General features: G+C 60.4%; 18 protein-coding genes. 11 read left to right on the top strand and 7 right to left on the bottom strand.

The window, feature by feature from the left end; all coding sequences use genetic code 11:
• Positions 1–87: 87 nt before the first annotated feature.
• From AC3ITY_RS15630 to AC3ITY_RS15595, 8 genes are all read left to right on the top strand, one after another.
• Positions 88–1,014: a carbohydrate ABC transporter permease gene (locus tag AC3ITY_RS15630; RefSeq protein ID WP_489310504.1), complete on the top strand. Its 927-nt coding sequence runs from the start codon at positions 88–90 to the stop codon at positions 1,012–1,014.
• 8 nt (positions 1,015–1,022) lie between these two features.
• On the top strand, positions 1,023–1,853 hold the full coding sequence (locus AC3ITY_RS15625) for a carbohydrate ABC transporter permease (RefSeq protein WP_223461317.1): 831 nt from the start codon (positions 1,023–1,025) through the stop codon (positions 1,851–1,853).
• A 132-nt stretch (positions 1,854–1,985) separates the two neighbouring features.
• Entirely contained in the window at positions 1,986–3,089 is a 1,104-nt protein-coding gene (locus AC3ITY_RS15620) for an ABC transporter ATP-binding protein (protein ID WP_489310502.1), read from the top strand.
• A 16-nt stretch (positions 3,090–3,105) separates the two neighbouring features.
• A complete protein-coding gene (locus AC3ITY_RS15615) occupies positions 3,106–4,578 on the top strand; it encodes a mannitol dehydrogenase family protein (RefSeq protein WP_489310500.1) in 1,473 nt (490 codons plus the stop codon).
• Positions 4,579–4,652: 74 nt separating this feature from the next.
• Positions 4,653–6,149: a xylulokinase gene (xylB, locus tag AC3ITY_RS15610; RefSeq protein ID WP_489310498.1), complete on the top strand. Its 1,497-nt coding sequence runs from the start codon at positions 4,653–4,655 to the stop codon at positions 6,147–6,149.
• A gap of 13 nt (positions 6,150–6,162) precedes the next feature.
• Complete coding sequence (locus AC3ITY_RS15605; protein ID WP_489310496.1) at positions 6,163–7,107, top strand: carbohydrate kinase family protein; 945 nt, start codon at positions 6,163–6,165, stop codon at positions 7,105–7,107.
• 295 nt (positions 7,108–7,402) lie between these two features.
• Positions 7,403–7,669, top strand: a complete 267-nt coding sequence (locus tag AC3ITY_RS15600; protein WP_489310494.1) for a DUF2790 domain-containing protein — start codon at positions 7,403–7,405, stop codon at positions 7,667–7,669.
• A 91-nt stretch (positions 7,670–7,760) separates the two neighbouring features.
• On the top strand, positions 7,761–8,156 hold the full coding sequence (locus AC3ITY_RS15595) for a hypothetical protein (RefSeq protein ID WP_489310492.1): 396 nt from the start codon (positions 7,761–7,763) through the stop codon (positions 8,154–8,156).
• Here AC3ITY_RS15595 and AC3ITY_RS15590 read toward each other — a convergent pair.
• Positions 8,153–8,419, bottom strand: a complete 267-nt coding sequence (locus AC3ITY_RS15590) for a DUF1652 domain-containing protein (RefSeq protein WP_489310490.1) — start codon at positions 8,417–8,419, stop codon at positions 8,153–8,155. The genes AC3ITY_RS15595 and AC3ITY_RS15590 overlap by 4 nt on opposite strands.
• 278 nt (positions 8,420–8,697) lie before the next feature.
• On the opposite strand from AC3ITY_RS15590, the gene eco reads away from it, so the two are divergent.
• Positions 8,698–9,180: a serine protease inhibitor ecotin gene (gene eco / locus AC3ITY_RS15585; RefSeq protein ID WP_489310488.1), complete on the top strand. Its 483-nt coding sequence runs from the start codon at positions 8,698–8,700 to the stop codon at positions 9,178–9,180.
• A gap of 89 nt (positions 9,181–9,269) precedes the next feature.
• On the opposite strand, the gene ilvA is transcribed toward eco, so the two are convergent.
• The 4 genes from ilvA to lpxO all read right to left on the bottom strand — a co-directional run bounded on the left by ilvA (position 9,270) and on the right by lpxO (position 13,199).
• Positions 9,270–10,283, bottom strand: coding sequence for a threonine ammonia-lyase, biosynthetic (gene ilvA, locus AC3ITY_RS15580; RefSeq protein ID WP_489310486.1), 1,014 nt, complete (start codon positions 10,281–10,283; stop codon positions 9,270–9,272).
• 204 nt (positions 10,284–10,487) lie between these two features.
• Entirely contained in the window at positions 10,488–11,651 is a 1,164-nt protein-coding gene (locus AC3ITY_RS15575; protein ID WP_489310484.1) for a PQQ-dependent sugar dehydrogenase, read from the bottom strand.
• A 67-nt stretch (positions 11,652–11,718) separates the two neighbouring features.
• A complete protein-coding gene (locus AC3ITY_RS15570) occupies positions 11,719–12,066 on the bottom strand; it encodes a hypothetical protein (RefSeq protein ID WP_489310482.1) in 348 nt (115 codons plus the stop codon).
• A gap of 233 nt (positions 12,067–12,299) precedes the next feature.
• The gene (gene lpxO / locus AC3ITY_RS15565) at positions 12,300–13,199 is read right to left on the bottom strand and encodes a lipid A hydroxylase LpxO (RefSeq protein ID WP_489310480.1); all 900 of its coding nucleotides are present in this window, start codon (positions 13,197–13,199) and stop codon (positions 12,300–12,302) included.
• Positions 13,200–13,687: 488 nt separating this feature from the next.
• Between lpxO and AC3ITY_RS15560 the strand changes: the two genes are divergently transcribed.
• Together AC3ITY_RS15560 and AC3ITY_RS15555 are read left to right on the top strand one after the other, a co-directional pair.
• The gene (locus AC3ITY_RS15560) at positions 13,688–15,274 is read left to right on the top strand and encodes an ABC-F family ATPase (RefSeq protein WP_489310478.1); all 1,587 of its coding nucleotides are present in this window, start codon (positions 13,688–13,690) and stop codon (positions 15,272–15,274) included.
• Between the two features lie 226 nt (positions 15,275–15,500).
• Complete coding sequence (locus tag AC3ITY_RS15555; protein WP_489310476.1) at positions 15,501–16,688, top strand: MFS transporter; 1,188 nt, start codon at positions 15,501–15,503, stop codon at positions 16,686–16,688.
• Between the two features lie 21 nt (positions 16,689–16,709).
• Here the strand turns inward: AC3ITY_RS15555 and AC3ITY_RS15550 are convergent, their stop codons facing one another.
• Together AC3ITY_RS15550 and AC3ITY_RS15545 are read right to left on the bottom strand one after the other, a co-directional pair.
• Complete coding sequence (locus tag AC3ITY_RS15550) at positions 16,710–17,747, bottom strand: alpha/beta hydrolase family protein (protein ID WP_489310474.1); 1,038 nt, start codon at positions 17,745–17,747, stop codon at positions 16,710–16,712.
• A gap of 168 nt (positions 17,748–17,915) precedes the next feature.
• Positions 17,916–18,527 carry an FMN-dependent NADH-azoreductase gene (locus AC3ITY_RS15545; RefSeq protein ID WP_489310472.1) on the bottom strand — a complete coding sequence of 204 codons (612 nt, stop codon included), beginning with the start codon at positions 18,525–18,527 and terminating at the stop codon, positions 17,916–17,918.
• Between the last annotated feature and the right edge of the window lie 130 nt (positions 18,528–18,657).

Raw genomic sequence — 18,657 nt, 5'->3', positions numbered from 1 at the left:
TCGCCAGGTTTACGACTGCTTCGCAGCCGAACGGGAGCAAGCTCCCTCGCCACAAGTAACTCGCCGAATATCGAGCAAGTGATCACCATGAATACATCAACTGCCAAAGCTCACATGGACATTGCCCAACCCCAGCGCAAAAGCCGAGTGGCCAATCCTGGCTGGTTTCTGGTCAGCCCTTCGGTGGCATTGCTGCTGTTGTGGATGATCGTACCGCTGGGTATGACCGTCTACTTCTCGACGATTCGCTACAACTTGCTCAACCCCGGCGAGAACGAATTCGTCGGGTTGGAAAACTTCACCTACTTCCTCACCGATTCGGGCTTCCTGCCCGGCGCCACCAACACGCTGTTGCTGGTGGGCAGCGTGCTGCTGATCAGTGTGGTATTGGGTGTGCTGATCAGTGCTTTGCTTGAGGCCAGCGAGTTTTTCGGTCGCGGTGTCGTGCGGGTGATGCTGATCTCACCCTTCTTCATCATGCCCACGGTCGGTGCGCTGATCTGGAAGAACCTGATTTTCCATCCGGTGTCAGGGATTCTCGCCTACGTCTGGAAGCTGTTCGGCGCGCAACCGGTGGACTGGCTGGCGCACTACCCGCTGCTGTCGATCATCATCATTGTCTCGTGGCAATGGCTGCCGTTCGCGATCCTGATCCTGATGACCGCCATGCAGTCCCTCGACCAGGAACAGAAAGAAGCCGCGCGCCTGGACGGTGCCGGGCCTGTCGCGATTTTCTGGCACCTGACCCTGCCACACCTGGCGCGGCCGATCGCGGTGGTGGTGATGATCGAAACCATCTTCCTGCTCTCGGTGTTCGCCGAAATCTTCACCACCACCAACGGCGGCCCCGGCTACGCCTCGACCAACCTCGCCTACCTGATCTACAACCAGGCGCTGGTGCAGTTCGACGTCGGCATGGCCTCGGCGGGCGGCCTGATCGCCGTGGTCATCGCCAACATCGCCGCGATCATCCTGGTGCGGATGATCGGCAAAAACCTGACCGACAAAGCCTGAGGCCTGCCATGACTCTTCAACAATCCCGTCGTCTGCAAAGCCTGCTGCTCGGTACGCTGGCCTGGGCCATCGCGATCGTGATTTTCTTTCCGATCTTCTGGATGGTGCTGACCAGTTTCAAGACCGAGATCGATGCCTTCGCCACGCCGCCGCAATTCATCTTCATGCCGACGCTGGAGAACTACCTGCACATCAACGAGCGCAGCGACTATTTCAGTTTCGCCTGGAACTCGGTGGTGATTTCCTTCAGCGCCACGGCCCTGTGCCTGCTGATCGCGGTGCCGGCGGCCTACTCCATGGCGTTCTACGAAACCCAGCGCACCAGGGGCACCCTGCTGTGGATGCTCTCGACCAAGATGCTGCCGCCGGTGGGCGTGCTGATGCCGATCTACCTGCTGGCCAAGAGTTTCGGCCTGCTCGATACGCGGATCGCGCTGATCGTGATCTACACGCTGATCAATCTGCCGATCGTGGTCTGGATGATTTACACCTACTTCAAGGACATCCCCAGGGACATCCTCGAAGCCGCGCGGCTGGACGGCGCAACGCTGGCCCAGGAGATGCTCCGGGTGTTGCTGCCCATCGCCAAGGGCGGCCTGGCATCCACGGTCCTGCTGTCGCTGATCCTGTGCTGGAACGAGGCGTTCTGGTCGCTGAACCTGACCTCGTCGAAAGCCGCACCGCTGACCGCATTGATCGCTTCGTACTCAAGCCCCGAAGGGCTGTTCTGGGCCAAGTTGTCGGCCGTCTCGACCCTGGCCTGTGCGCCGATCCTGATCTTCGGCTGGATCAGCCAGAAACAACTGGTACGCGGCCTGTCGTTCGGCGCCGTGAAATGAAGATCCCTGTAGGAGCGAGCTTGCTCGCGATGGACGTGAACGATAACGCGTGCAGACAGGAAGAACGCTCCGCCTACAAATTTATCGCGAGCAAGCTCGCTCCTACAGAAAAACAAACGGAGGCCCATCACCATGGCCAACCTGAAAATCAAGAATCTGCAAAAAGGCTTCGAAGGCTTTTCCATCATCAAGGGCATCGACCTTGAAGTGAACGACAAGGAGTTCGTGGTCTTCGTCGGCCCGTCGGGCTGCGGAAAGTCCACGCTGCTGCGGCTGATCGCGGGACTGGAGGAAGTCAGCGGCGGCACCATCGAGCTCGACGGTCGCGACATCACCGAAGTGAGCCCGGCCAAGCGCGACCTGGCGATGGTGTTCCAGACCTACGCCTTGTACCCGCACATGAGCGTGCGCAAGAACATGTCGTTCGCCCTCGACCTGGCCGGCGTGGCGAAAGCCGAAGTGGAGAAAAAGGTCAGCGAAGCGGCGCGCATCCTCGAACTGGGGCCGATGCTGGAGCGCAAGCCCAAGCAACTGTCCGGCGGCCAGCGCCAGCGCGTGGCGATTGGCCGGGCCATCGTGCGCAACCCGAAAATCTTCCTGTTCGACGAACCGTTGTCCAACCTCGATGCCGCCCTGCGAGTGCAGATGCGCCTGGAACTGTTGCGCCTGCACAAAGAGCTACAAGCCACGATGATCTACGTGACTCACGACCAGGTCGAAGCGATGACCATGGCCGACAAAGTGGTCGTACTCAATGGCGGCAAGATCGAGCAAGTCGGCTCGCCACTGGATCTCTATCACCAGCCTGCCAACCTGTTCGTCGCCGGTTTCCTGGGCACGCCGAAAATGGGCTTCCTCAAGGGCAAGGTCACCCGCGTCGACAGCCAGGGCTGTGAAGTGCAGCTGGACGCCGGAACCCGCATCAACCTGCCCTTGAGCGGCAGGCATCTGAGCGTCGGGAGTGCGGTGACACTGGGCATTCGCCCGGAGCATCTGGAGCTGGCCAAACCCGGCGACTGCACCTTGCAGGTCACCGCCGATGTCAGCGAACGCCTGGGCAGCGACACCTTCTGCCACGTCCGGACTGCATCCGGCGAAGCGCTGACCATGCGCGTTCGCGGCGATCTGGCCAGCCGCTACGGTGAAACCCTGAGCCTGCATCTGGATGCGCAACACTGCCATTTATTCGATGCCGACGGCGTGGCGCTGACCCGCCCGCTGCGCGTTGCTGCCTGATTTCAGAGAGCCTGCGATGAAACTGAACAAACTCAACCTCAGCCGCCTCGCCCCTGAAGTGGTCCTGCCTGCCTACGCCCTGGGCGAGACCCGCCAAGGCATCGCGCATATCGGGGTCGGCGGTTTCCACCGTGCCCATCAGGCGTACTACACCGACGCCTTGATGAATACCGGCGAAGGCCTGGACTGGGCCATCTGCGGTGTCGGCCTGCGCGCTGAAGACCGCCGTGCCCGTGACGATCTCAAGGATCAGGATTATCTGTTCACCCTGTTCGAACTCGGCGACAGCGACGACACCGAAGTGCGGGTGATCGGCGCCATCCGCGACATGCTGCTGGCCGAAGACGACGCCCAGGTGTTGATCGACAAACTGGCCAGCCCCGAGATCCGCATCGTCTCGCTGACCATCACCGAAGGCGGTTACTGCATCGACGACAGCACCGGTGAGTTCATGGCGCACTTGCCGCAGATCCAGCATGACCTGGCGCACCCGGACGCGCCGAAAACCGTATTCGGTTTCCTCTGTGCCGCACTGGCCAGGCGCCGCGCTGCTGGCACAGCGGCCTTCACCCTGATGTCCTGCGATAACCTGCCGCACAATGGCGCAGTCACCCGCAAGGCCCTGCTGGCCTTCGCCGCCTTGCACGACAGCCAATTACGCGACTGGATCGACGCCAACGTCAGTTTCCCCAACGCCATGGTCGACCGTATCACGCCGATGACCAGCACCCGGCACCGCCTGCAACTGGCGGACCAGCATGGCGTGGACGATGCCTGGCCGGTGGTCTGCGAACCCTTCGCGCAATGGGTGCTGGAAGACAGGTTCGTCAATGGTCGCCCGGCCTGGGAAAAGGTCGGCGTACAATTCACCGACGATGTCACGCCCTATGAAGAAATGAAGATCAAGCTGCTCAACGGCAGTCATCTGGCGCTGACGTACCTGGGGTTCCTGAAGGGTTACCGCTTCGTCCACGAGACCATGAACGACCCGCTGTTCGTGCGCTACATGCGCGCCTACATGGACCTGGACGTGGCGCCACAGCTGCCGGCGGTGCCGGGAATCGACCTGTCCGAGTACAAGAACACCCTGGTGGCGCGTTTCTCCAATCAGGCGATTGCCGATCAGCTTGAACGGGTGTGTTCGGACGGCTCATCGAAGTTTCCGAAGTTCACCGTACCGACCATCAACCGCTTGATCGCCGATGGCCGCGAAACCAGGCGCGCGGCGTTGGTGGTGGCGGCGTGGGCGCTGTACCTCAAAGGCGTGGATGAGCATGGCGAGACCTACACGATTGCGGATCCGCGCGCAGCGTTCTGCCAGGCACTGGTGGCCGATGATGTGCTGATTACCCAGCGTTTGCTGGCGGTCGAGGAGATTTTTGGTACGGCCATTGCGCGCTCGCCGGAGTTTGTCGCGGCGTTTGAGTGGTGTTGCAATAGCTTGCGGGAGGTTGGGGTTTCGCGGACGTTGGAGCGGGTGCTGGCTTAAGGTCGGTGGTGTAGCGACTGCCGTCTTCGCGAGCAGGCTCGCGATAAGGGTTTACTGATATCCAAGGATCCTGCATGACAACCCAACAACTATTCCTCGGCATCGACTGCGGCACCCAGGGCACCAAAGCGGTGATCCTCGACGCCGTCAGCGGCGAGGTGCTGGGCCAGGGCGCAGCCACCCACACGATGATCAGCGGCCCCAACGGCCGTCGCGAACAGGACACCGGCCAGTGGCTGGAAGCCTTCGCCACCGCCACCCGCCGCGCCTTGCTCGCGGCCAAAGTCGATGGCCAGTCTATTCTCGGCATTGGCGTGTCCGGCCAGCAACATGGCCTGGTGCTGCTCGACGATCAGGGCAAGGTGTTGCGCCCGGCGAAACTCTGGTGTGACACCGAAACGACCCCGGAGAATGACCGACTGCTCGCGCACCTGGGTGGTGAAAAGGGTTCTCTGGAACGCCTCGGCGTGGTCATCGCGCCGGGCTACACCGTATCCAAGCTGTTATGGACCAAAGAGCAGCATCCCGAGGTGTTCTCCCGGATCGCCCGCATTCTGCTGCCCCACGACTACCTCAACCATTGGCTCACCGGCCGCAGTTGCAGCGAATACGGCGATGCCTCGGGCACCGGGTATTTCAATGTGCGTACGCGCCAGTGGGATGTGCAATTGTTGCGTGACATCGACCCCAGCGGACGCCTGCAAGCCGCGCTGCCGGAGCTGATCGATGCCCATCAGGCGGTCGGCACCATTCTGCCGGGCATCGCCGAACACCTGGGCATCAACCCCCGGGCACTGGTGTCCAGTGGCGGTGGCGACAACATGATGGGGGCCATTGGCACCGGCAACATCCAGCCCGGTGCAATCACCATGAGCCTCGGTTCGTCGGGCACGGTGTACGCCTACGCCGATCAACCGAACGTCGCCGCAGATGCCGCGGTAGCCACCTTCTGTTCTTCAAGTGGCGGCTGGTTGCCGTTGATCTGCACCATGAACCTGACCAATGCCACCGGCCTGATTCGTGACCTGCTGGACCTCGACATCGATCAGTTCAACGAACTGGTTGCCCAGGCGCCGATCGGTGCCGAAGGTGTGTGCATGCTGCCGTTTTTCAATGGCGAACGGGTGCCTGCCCTGCCCCATGCCAGCGCCAGCCTGTCGGGTTTGACCATGACCAACCTGACCCGGGCCAACCTGTGCCGCGCGGTGGTCGAAGGCACGACGTTCGGTTTGCGTTACGGACTGGACCTGCTACGCCGCAATGGCTTACAAAGCCGCAGCATTCGGCTGATCGGCGGCGGGTCAAAAAGTGCGGTCTGGCGGCAAATCGTCGCCGATGCCATGAATACACCGGTGATCTGCACCGAACAAAGCGAGGCCGCAGCCTTGGGTGCGGCGATTCAGGCGGCCTGGTGCGTATCCCGGGCGAACGGGCGCGAACACAGCCTGGCGCAATTGTGTGAGCGCTGCGTGAAACTCGACCCGGCCAGTGAAACCCTGCCGGTCGCCGACAATGTACAAGCCTGTCAGCAGGCGTATGAACGCTATCAACAGCATGTCGCAACCCTTTAAAGAGTGAACAACTATGTACCTGGTGTGTGGCGAAGCGCTGTTCGATTTTTTCAGTGAAAACGACGCCAGCGGTCTGGCGTCCAAAGTGAATTTCAAAGCCATTGCCGGTGGCTCGCCGTTCAACGTGGCGGTGGGCTTGCGCCGGTTGGGCGTGGACGCGGCGCTGTTGGCCGGGTTGTCCACTGACTACCTGGGCCGGCGCCTGCTGCAAGTGTTGCAAGATGAAGGCGTGCGCCAGGACTTCCTGCTGGACTTTCCCGCGCCGACCACCCTGGCGATGGTCGCGGTCGGGGCCAATGGCTCGCCGCAGTACAGCTTCCGTGGCGAAGGCTGCGCGGATCGACAATTGCAACCGGAGCACCTGCCGACACTCGGGCCTGAGGTACGCGGCCTGCATATCGGCTCGTTTTCCCTGGTGGTGCAGCCGATTGCCGACACGCTATTGGCATTGGTGCGCCGGGAAAGCGGCAAACGCCTGGTCAGCCTCGATCCGAATGTGCGCCTGAACCCGGAGCCGGACATCAACCTGTGGCGTAACCGGGTCGCGACCCTGGTGGAGTTGGCCGACCTGATCAAGGTCAGCGACGAGGACCTGCATCTGCTGTACCCCGGCCAGGACCCGGCGCAGGTGATCGACGGCTGGTTGCAGCACCGCTGTCAGCTGGTGTTCCTGACCCGGGGTGGCGAAGGCGCGAGCGTGTTCAGCCGGACTCACGGCTCGTGGTCGACTCCTGCCTGTGGGGTAAAAATCGCCGACACTGTGGGCGCGGGCGATACCTTTCAGGCGGCGCTGATTACCTGGTTGACCGAACAGCAACTGGACTCGGTAGAGGGTGTGAAGCAACTTGGCCGCGAGCAGATCGACCGCATGCTGAAGTTCGCGGTGCAGGCGGCGGCGCTGACGTGCAGCAAGACCGGGCCGGATTTGCCTTATCGCAAGCAACTGGATTTGCGCTGAGCTCGAGGGCCTCTTCGCGAGCAGGCTCGCTCCTACAGTAGACTCATGTCCGACAGCGATCCAATGCAGGAGCGAGCCTGCTCGCGATAACTTTCCATCAGGCGCCCGATGGTCTTAACTGATACACAGGATCGCGCATCCGCGACAAGCGGCGTTCAGCCGGGTTAACCCTCGTTTAACCGTGCGGTCCAACACTTCACTGGACCGCACGCCCTCAGACTGTTCTGACGCCCAGTGCGGCAAGTTCGACAAGCGACACATCGAACTGACATTCCGTCCGCACCGGAGATCGCTGATGAACACTCGCACCCTGCTGGTTACCGCCGCCCTCGCCTGCACCGCGTTTACCGGCCTGGCTCAGGCCAATGACACCCCGACCTCTCAAGCCGTGCCCTATCACTACGGCATGCCATTGCATGTCAGCAAAGTGATTTCACTGACCGAGCCGGACACCCTGGAGTGCAAAGTGGTGAAGGCCGAGATGAAGTACATCGATGACACGGGAAAACTCGCAGAAATTTCCTACCGTAAACTTTCCGACGCCTGCGAGAACCAGAGCTGACAGAAAAGTCTGATTTGGCACCTGGCGGTATGCCTTTGAGGGTTACGGCGCTATGCTCTAGCGCCTCCCTCTCTGCCCGCAAGGATTGGCCATGCAGTTGTCGTTTCGCACGCTGTCGACGTTTACCGCCGCCTTATGTCTTTTGCTGAGCCTGGTTTGGGGCTTTGCACCGCAATGGTTATTGTCGTTCTGGGATATCGAGTTTTCATTCGCGGCGGGATTGGTCGCGCGACGCACCGCCGTGCTGTTTGGGGCGTTGAGCGTGATCTCTTTTCTGGTTCGCAACGAGCCCCCTTGCGCAACCCGCAATGCGCTGAGCCTCGGCTTCGTCGTCGGCTGTTGGGGATTGGCTGTGCTGGGTTTTGTCGAATGGCTCGACGGCCATGTCGGGCCGGGCATTTTGCTGGCGGTCGGGGTTGAACTGGCGCTGGGCCTGGCGTTCTTCCAGACCCGGCGCGTGTCCGTAGAACTCGAAACGGCAAGCTAGAGCGCTTTGCCCAGCATAGAGTGCGGCTCGACCTCGACGTGATGCTGTCTGGAGCGCAGTTGGGCAATCAACTCGTTGATTTCCCGACAACCATTGAGCCCGGAAGCATCGATGCCAGTGACCAAAAGATCGAGATGATCGGTTTGCCCGTCGGCATAGACCTTGACGGTCATCGACAGATCCGGTGACAGCGTGCACTGGCAGCGCTTGGGCAGAAAACTGCTTTCGATGATATTGCGAATTTCCAAGGCAGAAAGAAACATGGCGACTCCCTCCTTTGTGAGACTGCCCGACGATCAATGCTCGCTCATTTGAAATCCCGGCAAGCTTCAAGGATAGCTACAGCATAAAACATACCCTGAGTTTCGCGGTGCAGCTCATCGGCAATTCAAGTATTTAGACGAATCACCTGTAAACCTGCCATACCGTTTGCAATAAGCGCCTCTGGCGAGCCTGCAATTTGCACACTGGGCATCCCGGGTTTGCATTCACTGCAAACGACCGTGAGAATGCCGCCCTTCACTTCAAGCAAGGAGGCGCCATGAGTTCTTTGACCGTTAACGCTTGCGCAGCGCTAGTCGCACTGGGGCTTGCCGGCGTGGCGCACGCCGCCAAACTCGAAGACACCGCGCCCTATCCGAAGGCCGAAAGCGGGTTTACCCGCCAGGTGATTCACCTCGCGCCACAGAGCCGGGAAAACGACTTCCAGGTCGAGATCCTGGCCGGCAAGACGATGACCGTCGACTGCAATAACCCGCGTCTGGGCGGCATTCTCGAGGAGAAGAACCTCGAAGGTTGGGGCTATCCGTTCTATCGCCTGGAAAAAGTCATTGGCCCGATGAGCACGCTGATGGCCTGCCCGGGCGGCACCAGCAAACAGGGTTTTGTACCGGTGGTCGGTGACGGCTTCCTGCTGCGTTACAACAGCAAGCTGCCGCTCGTGCTGTACGTGCCCAAGGACATCGAAGTGCGCTATCGGATCTGGTCGGCATCGGCCAAGGTCGAGAAAGCCGTTCAGGAATAACCCGGCGTCCGGCGGACCCTCGCGGCGCCTGCTTGCGGCGCCTGCTTGCGGCGCCCGCTTGCGGCGTCCGCTGTCGGCCTGCCCAAGCGTCATGCCGGGGCGCCACTCAACGCGGCGCGCTCGGCCACGTACCCCAGGCTGTCGAAGTTGATATTGGCACCCGAGTCGATCGCCACCAGGGTCTGCCCCAAGGCACCGGTTTGCGCGACGTATTTCTTGATCCCGGCCACCGCCAGCGCGCCGGAAGGTTCGGTGATCGAGCGGGTATCGTCGTAGATATTCTTGATTGCGGCGCAAAGTTCATCGTTGCTGACCGTCACCACGTCATCAACGCAGAACCGGCAGACCTCAAAACCATAAGCGCCGATCTGCGCCACCGCCACCCCATCGGCGAAGGTGCCGACGCTGGGCAGTACCACCCGCTCGCTGACCAGCAACGCCGCTTGCAGGCAAGCGGAATGTTCCGACTCGACGCCGATGATTCGAACTTCCGGCCGCAAATATTTGACATAAGCAGCGATACCCGCGATCAGCCCCCCGCCACCCACCGGCACGAAGATCGCATCCAGCGGCCCCTGATGCTGGCGCAGGATCTCCATGGCCACCGTGCCTTGCCCCGCGATCACCTCCGGGTCGTCAAAGGGCGATACAAAGGTGCGACCGGTTTCCCCGGCCAGATCCAGCGCATAGGCCAGCGCAAACGGAAAGCTTTCGCCGTGCAACACCGCATCGGCGCCGCGACTGCGCACCCCGACGACCTTCAATTGCGGCGTCGTACAGGGCATGACGATGGTGGCGTTGATCCCCAGTTCCCGCGCCGCCAGTGCCACGCCCTGCGCATGATTGCCGGCAGAAGCCGTGACCACGCCGCGAGCCTTTTGCGCCTCGCTCAGTTGTACCAGCTTGTTGTAGGCGCCGCGGATCTTGAAGGAAAAGGTCGGTTGCAGGTCTTCGCGCTTGAGCAGGATCTGGTTGCCCAAGGCTTCGGACAAGGCCGGTGCCGGTTGCAAAGGCGTGCGCACGGCCAGTTCATACACCGGCGCGACGAGGATTTTTTTGACGTAGCGTTCCAGCAGGGCCTGTTGATCAGCGGTAAAACTCATGGTCGTCTCCTGACATTGATCGGGGCCCGGGAGACAGAAAGTAAAAACCCGCCTCCAGGGCGGGTTGGGTGCTGCAGTCGTGAGCTAGCCCGCCAAATGGGGAATGGCGGTAATAATGCTTGGCTGGCAGCGCAATACAGTGGAAGTCATGGCTGGAAATTAGCCGGGCGTTGATGGCAAGTCAACGGCAAGTTTTTAGATACCTTAGTCAGCAGGCAACTTCAAACCCACCTTGTACAACCCGCCGTTCTCCTCATCGGTCAATACATACAAGTAGCCATCCGGCCCCTGCCGCACATCGCGAATGCGTTGTTTCAGCTCCCCGAGCAAGCGCTCCTCGTGGATCATCTTGTCGCCATCGAACTCCAGGCGAATCAGTTCCTGACTGACCAGCGCGCCGATAAACACGTTGTGCTGCCAGGCCTTGAAACGATCGGCATCGTAGAACGCCATGCCACTCAGGCCCGGGGACTTTTCCCAGACGTGGTTCGGGGCAACGGTGCCTTCGACGGTCTCACCCTTGGCTTCGGGAATCGGTTCACCGGAGTAGTTGATGCCATGGGTGGCCAGCGGCCAGCCGTAATTCTTGCCGCGCTCGATGATGTTGACTTCATCGCCGCCCAGGGGGCCGTGTTCGTTTTCCCACAGCGTGCCGTTCCACGGGTTGAGCGCCGCGCCCTGCGGGTTACGCTGCCCGTAGGACCAGATCTCCGGGCGCACGTTTGCCTGGCCGACAAAGGGGTTGTCCTTGGGCACCGTGCCATCCGGGTAGATGCGCACCACTTTACCTTGCAGCTTGTCGAGGTCCTGGGCGGTCGGACGGTCGTTGTTTTCCCCCAGGGTCACGAACAGATAGCCGTCGCGATCAAACACCAGCCGCGAGCCAAAATGGTTGCCGACCGAGAGTTTGGGTACCTGCCGCAGGATCACCTGGAAATCCTTGAGCGCCGTCATATCGTCGGAGAGCCGGCCGCGGCCCACCGCAGTGCCGGCCTTGTCGCCCTGAGCGTCACCCTCTGCATAAGACAGATAGACCATCCGGTCCTGCTTGAAATCCGGCGACAACGCCACATCCAGCAAACCGCCCTGCCCCTTGGCCCAGACCGTTGGCACGCCATTGAGCGGCGCCGACAGCTTGCCATCGGCGGTCACCAGCCGCAGATTGCCGGGCCGTTCGGTCACCAGCATGCTTTTATGATCCGGCAGGAATGCCAGCGCCCAGGGGTGCTCCAGCCCCAACACGACGGGGGTGACCTCAAGGGTGCCGTCTTCGCTTTTCATCGTCTGGGTGGGCGCGGAAAGCACAGGAACGGTGGCGCTGATCAATACGCCGGCACAGAGGGTTGCCAACAGGTTTTTACGCAACATGCAGGATTCCTTTTCTGATGGAAATGGGGCCTGGTGAAAAATAGCGGGCAGACGTGATGCCTGCCACTCAACGGTTGCTGGTGCCGGTGTCTCGTGGGGGAGGATTGGGAATGAATTTCGGTGGGCTGGCTGGCGCTGTCCGGTCGGGATAGCGATTGCCGATGCCACCGTTGTCCAGCGTCGGCGGGCGCGGGACCGGCACGGTATTGGGTCCGCGTATTGCCGGGGCACTGGGTTGGGTACCTTGCATGCTGTTGGGATTGGCCCGGTGAATCGGACTGTTGTAAGGGTTGTTGCGGGTGCTGCCCGGCAGGTTCTGGGCCAACTGCAACGAAGCAAGGGCATCGGCCTGGGCCAGTGGGCCCAATACGGTACTCAAGACCAGCGCAATGGCGCCAAACACGTATCGGTTCATGGGGTACCTCTCTGCGTCCACGTGGATAAGGACTTCGATACCACGCTACGCCCGAGGTTCGGATTTGTTAACCAAAAACTCCCCGGTACGATGTAATACGACGTTGATCCGGCCTCTTCGCAAGCAGGCTCGCTCCCACAATGGACGGTGGGCATTCATGACATTTGTGGTTGGCTCAAAACCTGTGGGAGCGTGGCTTGCCCGCGATGAGGCCTGCTGCCCGAACACTCGGCTCAGATCAGAATGAACACCACCAGCAACCCGGCAAAGATCGACCACTTTTCGAGGTAGTAAAGCTTGCGATTGCGCTTTTTCAGTTCCTTGGCGCGCAGGCGAACCTTGTAGACCTTGCTGAACAGTCGGTTGAGCCCGCCGGTCCGGTCTCCGTCCTCGTTCGGTGCACCTGCCGCCGACATGACATGGCGACTGAACCAGCGATTGAATGCCGCTGCCCACCGATATTTCATCGGCCGCTCGACATCGCAGAACAAAATGATGCGATTGTGCGGCGTGGTGTTCTCTGCGTAATGAATGTAGGTCTCATCGAACATCACGGCTTCGCCATCGCGCCAATGGTAGTTCTGGCCATCGACATTGATGTAGCAACCGTCGGCGTTGGGTGTGTCCAGCCCGAGGTGATAACGGTACGAACCGGCATACGGGTCGCGATGGCGCACCAGTCTGGAGCCCGGTGGCAACTCGGCGAACATCGCCGCTTTGATCGAGCCAATGCCCTGTACCAGTTCGGTGGTGCGCGGGCAGAGTTTCATGGCCGACGGGTGGCTGTCGCCGTACCACTTGAGGTAGAAGCGCTTCCAGCCGGTCTTGAAAAACGAGTTGAAACCGACGTCATCGTATTGGTTCGAACGCTTGATCTCGCCGGCGTGAAGCAAGTTCTGGCCTTCGGCACGGATTTCTTCCCAATGTGCCAGCAGTGGGCTCAGGTCGGGGAAGTCGGCCGGGTCGAGGTACGGTTTGTTGGGGATTGTCGAAAACAGATAAAGAAAGCAGTTGATCGGTGCCAGAAACGTCGAGTGATCACTCAACTGGCGACCCAGCTTATGGCGCACTTGACCACGCAGATGGACATACGCGATAGAGACAACGTAGAGAACAGCAATGATCAGTTTCACGAAAATCGTCACAGGTCGGAAGTAAACAAACTGCGCCCCTTACCGGCATGCCGGTCTCCGGGTCTTGTGCAGCGATTGATTACGAAACAGCGGCCCCGTAGTGCCAACGAGCCTTACCGATGGTCGGTTTCCAGCTCCTGGATGGCATTTTAGCCACAGTTTGTAACCAATAGTTAACCTGCAACTGTGAAAATGTGTGCGCAAAAACCGCCAAAGCGTTGCAGAGGCCTCATCGCCCTATCGTTTAAAGAGCCAGACCAGTACAATCGCCGCCAAACTTTACGCGCCCCCAGGTTGAGAGCGGGAAAAATCCCCTTTTAGCCCACGTTGACTCGGGCCAGGCGCGCCACATGCTGCTGTCCACTTAAATGCCAGATGGATCTTCCACTGCTGATCGGGATGAATGTCCCGGGTCCGAACAGTGGAACGGGTACTGAACCGGTACTGCCGCAACCCTAGCTACTCTGAATGCTTCGCAGGAAAAACCTTTGATTTCTACAGCTAACATCACGATGCAGTTCGGCGCCAAGCCGCTCTTCGAAAACGTTTCGGTCAAGTTCAACGGTGGCAACCGTTACGGTCTGATCGGCGCCAACGGTTGCGGCAAGTCGACCTTCATGAAGATTCTCGGCGACGACCTCGAGCCGTCCGGCGGCCAGGTCATGCTGGAGCCGAACGTGCGTCTGGGTAAATTGCGCCAGGACCAGTTCGCCTACGAAGAATTCACCGTGATCGACACCGTGATCATGGGTCACGAAGAGCTGTGGAAGGTCAAGGCCGAGCGCGACCGCATTTATTCGTTGCCGGAAATGAGCGAAGCAGACGGCATGGCCGTGGCCGAGCTGGAAACCGAATTCGCCGAAATGGACGGCTACACCGCTGAATCCCGCGCCGGCGAACTGCTGCTGGGCCTGGGTATTCCCCTGGAACAGCATTCCGGCCCGATGTCCGAAGTCGCTCCAGGCTGGAAACTGCGGGTATTGCTGGCCCAGGCGCTGTTCTCCGATCCGGAAGTGCTGTTGCTCGACGAACCGACCAACCACCTGGACATCAACACCATTCGCTGGCTGGAAACCATTCTCAAGGCGCGTAATAGCACCATGATTATCATTTCCCACGACCGTCACTTCCTCAACAGCGTCTGCACCCACATGGCTGACCTGGACTACGGTGAGCTGCGCCTGTTCCCGGGCAACTATGACGAGTATATGACTGCGGCAACCCAGTCCCGCGAACAGTTGCTGTCGGACAACGCCAAGAAGAAAGCCCAGATCTCCGAACTGCAGACGTTCGTCAGCCGCTTCTCGGCCAACGCCTCGAAAGCCAAGCAGGCCACCTCCCGCGCCAAGCAGATCGACAAGATCCAGCTGGCCGAAGTCAAGCCATCGAGCCGCGTGAGCCCGTTCATCCGCTTCGAACAGACCAAGAAGCTGCACCGCCAGGCCGTGACCATCGAGCAGATGTCCAAGGGCTTCGACGGTAAGACCCTGTTCAAGAACTTCAGCTTCACCGTCGAAGCCGGCGAGCGCCTGGCGATCATTGGCCCGAACGGTATCGGCAAGACCACCCTGCTGCGCACTCTGATGGGCGAGCTGACCCCGGACGCCGGTTCCGTGAAGTGGACCGAAAGCGCAGAACTGGGCTACTACGCCCAGGACCACGCCCATGACTTCGAAGACGACGTCAGCCTGTTCGACTGGATGGGCCAGTGGACTCAGGGCGAGCAGATCATTCGCGGCACCCTGGGCCGCATGCTGTTCTCCAACGACGAGATCCTCAAGTCGGTCAAGGTCATCTCCGGTGGTGAGCAAGGTCGCATGCTGTTCGGCAAGCTGATCCTGCAAAAGCCGAACGTACTGGTGATGGACGAACCGACCAACCACCTGGACATGGAATCCATCGAGTCGCTGAACCTGGCGCTGGAAAACTACCCGGGCACGCTGATTTTCGTCAGCCACGACCGTGAGTTCGTATCGTCCCTGGCCACCCGCATCATCGAGTTGAGCCCTAACGGCGTGACCGACTTCAGTGGCACCTACGACGACTACCTGCGCAGCCAGGGTGTGGTGTTCTAAAACAACCTCGCTGCACTTGTAGGAGCAGCCGGTCGACGCTCGATCGCTCGCGATGGACGACAACGATAACGCGTGCAACCTGAATGAACGCGTTATCCAGACGTTTTTCGCGAGCGAGCTCGCTCCTACAGTCAGGTTGCCCATTAAATATCGTTAGCCTGCTTTCTTTTATCCCACCGCCGCGCCATGATGCAGTTCTCCCGCCGCCGCCCGCGAACGAGCCATCATGTCTGTGCAGCAAGTGCCTCCGCAAAGCTCCATGGCGATCACCCTGCAGATCGTCTCCATCGTTTTCTATACCTTTATTGCCTTCCTCTGCATCGGTTTGCCGATTGCGGTATTGCCGGGTTATGTCCACGAACAACTCGGGTTCAGTGCCATCGTGGCCGGGTTGACCATCGGCTCGCAATACCTCGCCACCCTGCTCAGCCGTCCCATGGCCGGTCGGATGTCCGACAGCGTTGGCACCAAGCGCGCAATCATCTATGGCTTGTCAGGGATTGTGCTCAGCGGCGTGCTGACCTTGCTGTCGACCCTGTTGCAAGGCTTTCCCTTGCTCAGCCTGCTGATCTTGATCGCCGGGCGCTTGCTGCTGGGGATCGCCCAAGGGTTGATCGGCGTCGGCACCATCAGTTGGTGCATGGGTCAGGTGGGCGCCGAGCATACCGCGCGCTCGATTTCCTGGAACGGCATCGCGTCCTATGGGGCGATTGCCATTGGTGCACCGCTGGGCGTGGTCATGGTGCAACAACTGGGTTTCGCCAGCCTGGGCATCGCCCTGTCGCTGCTGGCCCTGGCCGCACTGTTGCTGATTCGCAACAAGCCCTCGGTGCCGGTGGTGCGCGGTGAGCGTTTGCCGTTCCGGGCGGTATTCGGGCGCATTGTGCCGTTTGGCGCGAGCCTTAGCCTGGCTTCCATTGGCTACGGCACCCTGACGACCTTTATCACCCTGTACTACGTCAATCGCGGCTGGACTGGCGCGGCCTACTGCCTGACCGTGTTTGGCGTGTGTTTCATTCTGTCGCGGCTATTGTTCATATCCGCCATCAGTCGTTTCGGCGGGTTCACGTCGGCCATTGTCTGCATGTGCATTGAGACGGTTGGCCTGGTGCTACTGTGGTTGGCACCTTCGACCGGGTATGCGCTCATTGGCGCCGGCCTGACCGGATTCGGCTTGTCCCTGGTGTATCCGGCGCTGGGTGTCGAGGCCATCAAGCAGGTGCCCAGCTCCAGCCGGGGCGCGGGCCTGAGTGCTTATGCGGTGTTTTTCGACCTGGCGCTGGCCATCGCAGGCCCGTTGATGGGCGCAGTGGCGTTGAACCTGGGTTATGCGTGGATTTTCTTCAGTGCGGCGTTGTTGTCGGTGACGGGGTTGGGGCTGACCCTGCTACTCAAGCGCCGCGCGGCGGCTTAAACCTGTGGGATATCTGGCGTATTACTGATCAGCCGTTTGCATTCCCGCACGGGTCGCCCTGCCCAGTGTGCGCGAGAAGAAGCGTCCGGCTTCAGAGATCAGATTGCGGTGGATGTCTTGCCGATCGACGCCATCGGCATCGGTGCAAAGTGCGGGCATGATCACGATCTGCTCGTCATTGCATGGCGCCATGAACACGAAGTGCCCTGCCCCCGCCAGCAGCTTGAAGTCAGGCGCCGTCGGCAGTTTGCGCGCCAGTGCCGCGGCGTTCTTGTCGACAGCCACCAGCTTGTCGCCATCGCCGCTGTAAAGCAGCACCGGCACATGCACATCGGCCAGGGTGTGGCGGCCGAACTTCAGGCTCAACGGCGCCATCAGCATCAAGGCGTGGACGCGAGGATCAGGCACCGGTTGCAGGTCGTCGCGGTCGACAATCAACTCGCCCTGGGTATTGCAGGCATCGTGGTCATCCGGGCGTTCCTGACAGTAACGGCGCAGGCGATCCAGGTCCGGGGTGGCGCCGGACAGAATCAATGCGGTCTCGCCACCGGCCGAATAACCGATGACCCCCACCTGGTCGGCGTTGACGAACGGCGACAGCATACGGTCGCCCAAGGTAGCGGTAATGGCTTCGGAAATCTGGATCGGCCGGCCGTACAGGTTACTCAAAGTACCGAGTCGGCTGTGGTCCCTGGAGTTGTCACCGGGGTGAATCACCGCCACCACGACAAAGCCTTTGCGCGCCAGTGACGTGGCGAGGTCGTGCAGGGCCAGTGGGGTACCGGTGTTTCCGTGGGACAGCATCAGCATCGGGAACCGGCCAATGGCGACCTTGGTGTCCTCTCCGGCTTCGACGGTGTAACCCTCGAGCTTGCTGGCGTGCTCCCGATCACTGGAAGGATAGAAGGCGATGGCGCGCATCGGCTGCAGGTCCAGCGGGTCGAGAAAAGTCATCTCATGGAAGCCGACGCTCCAGTGAGGATGCGGTGCAGGCGCGGCGTGCACTGTATTCAGGCTGCTGAGCAGGCAAATCAGTAAAGTTGCACAAAGACGCATCATCGGATGCCCCACCTTGTTACCGGACTTGTGACGTGAACCCTGACTGCATAAGTCAGGCCACAATCTGAAACGACCAGAAACAAAAAACTCCGTAGCTGGTACTTGCGTAACCAGACTACAGAGTTTTTTGGGGCTTTACCTGTACGGTTGCCTACTTTTACGCAAGCCTTACGCTGCGGCGAACAACTGCTCGCTGATTTGTACGTGGGCAGCGCTCATGGCTTTGTTGCGAACGTCGTCACCGTAAGCCAGGCCTTCGGCGCGGACGATTTCGATGTCGGTGATGCCGATGAAACCGAACAGCAACTTCAAGTACTCTTCGTGGGCAACACCGCTTGCCTGACCGGCGTGCATGCCGCCGGAGGTCGAAACGATCACGACTTTCTTGCCACCACACAGGCCTTCAGGGCCGGCTTCGGTGTAACGGAAGGTCTGGCCGGCAACGGCGATGCGGTCGATCCAGGCCTTCAATTGAGTCGGAATGGTGAAGTTATACATCGGTGCGGCAATCACCACGGCATCGGCGGCGAGGAATTCGGCCAGGGTCGAGGCGCTCAGTTCGGCTTCGTGCTGTTGTGCGGCGTTGCGCAGTTCAGCGGTGGTGCCGGCGGCGACCAGGGTGGTGGCGGAGAAGTGGCTGATGGCGTCGGCGGCCAGGTCGCGGTAGGTCACCACGGCGGTTGGCTCGGCGGCTTGCCAGGCCTTGACGACTTCACCGCTCAACTGACGGGAAGCCGAGTTGTCGCCCAGGATGCTCGAATCGATATGCAGCAGTTTCATGTGGGATCTCCAAGTGAGGATCGCCCACAAGGGCGATCTGATGGGACTAATCCTACAGACGAAACCAATAGCTGATTAGACGGCAACAATGCGATAGTTCGTCCCACAGATAGAACAATCGGATTCATAT

It is taken from the genome of Pseudomonas sp. GL_091 (assembly GCF_057837725.1).
This window is presented reverse-complemented; position numbering and strand designations above follow the sequence as displayed.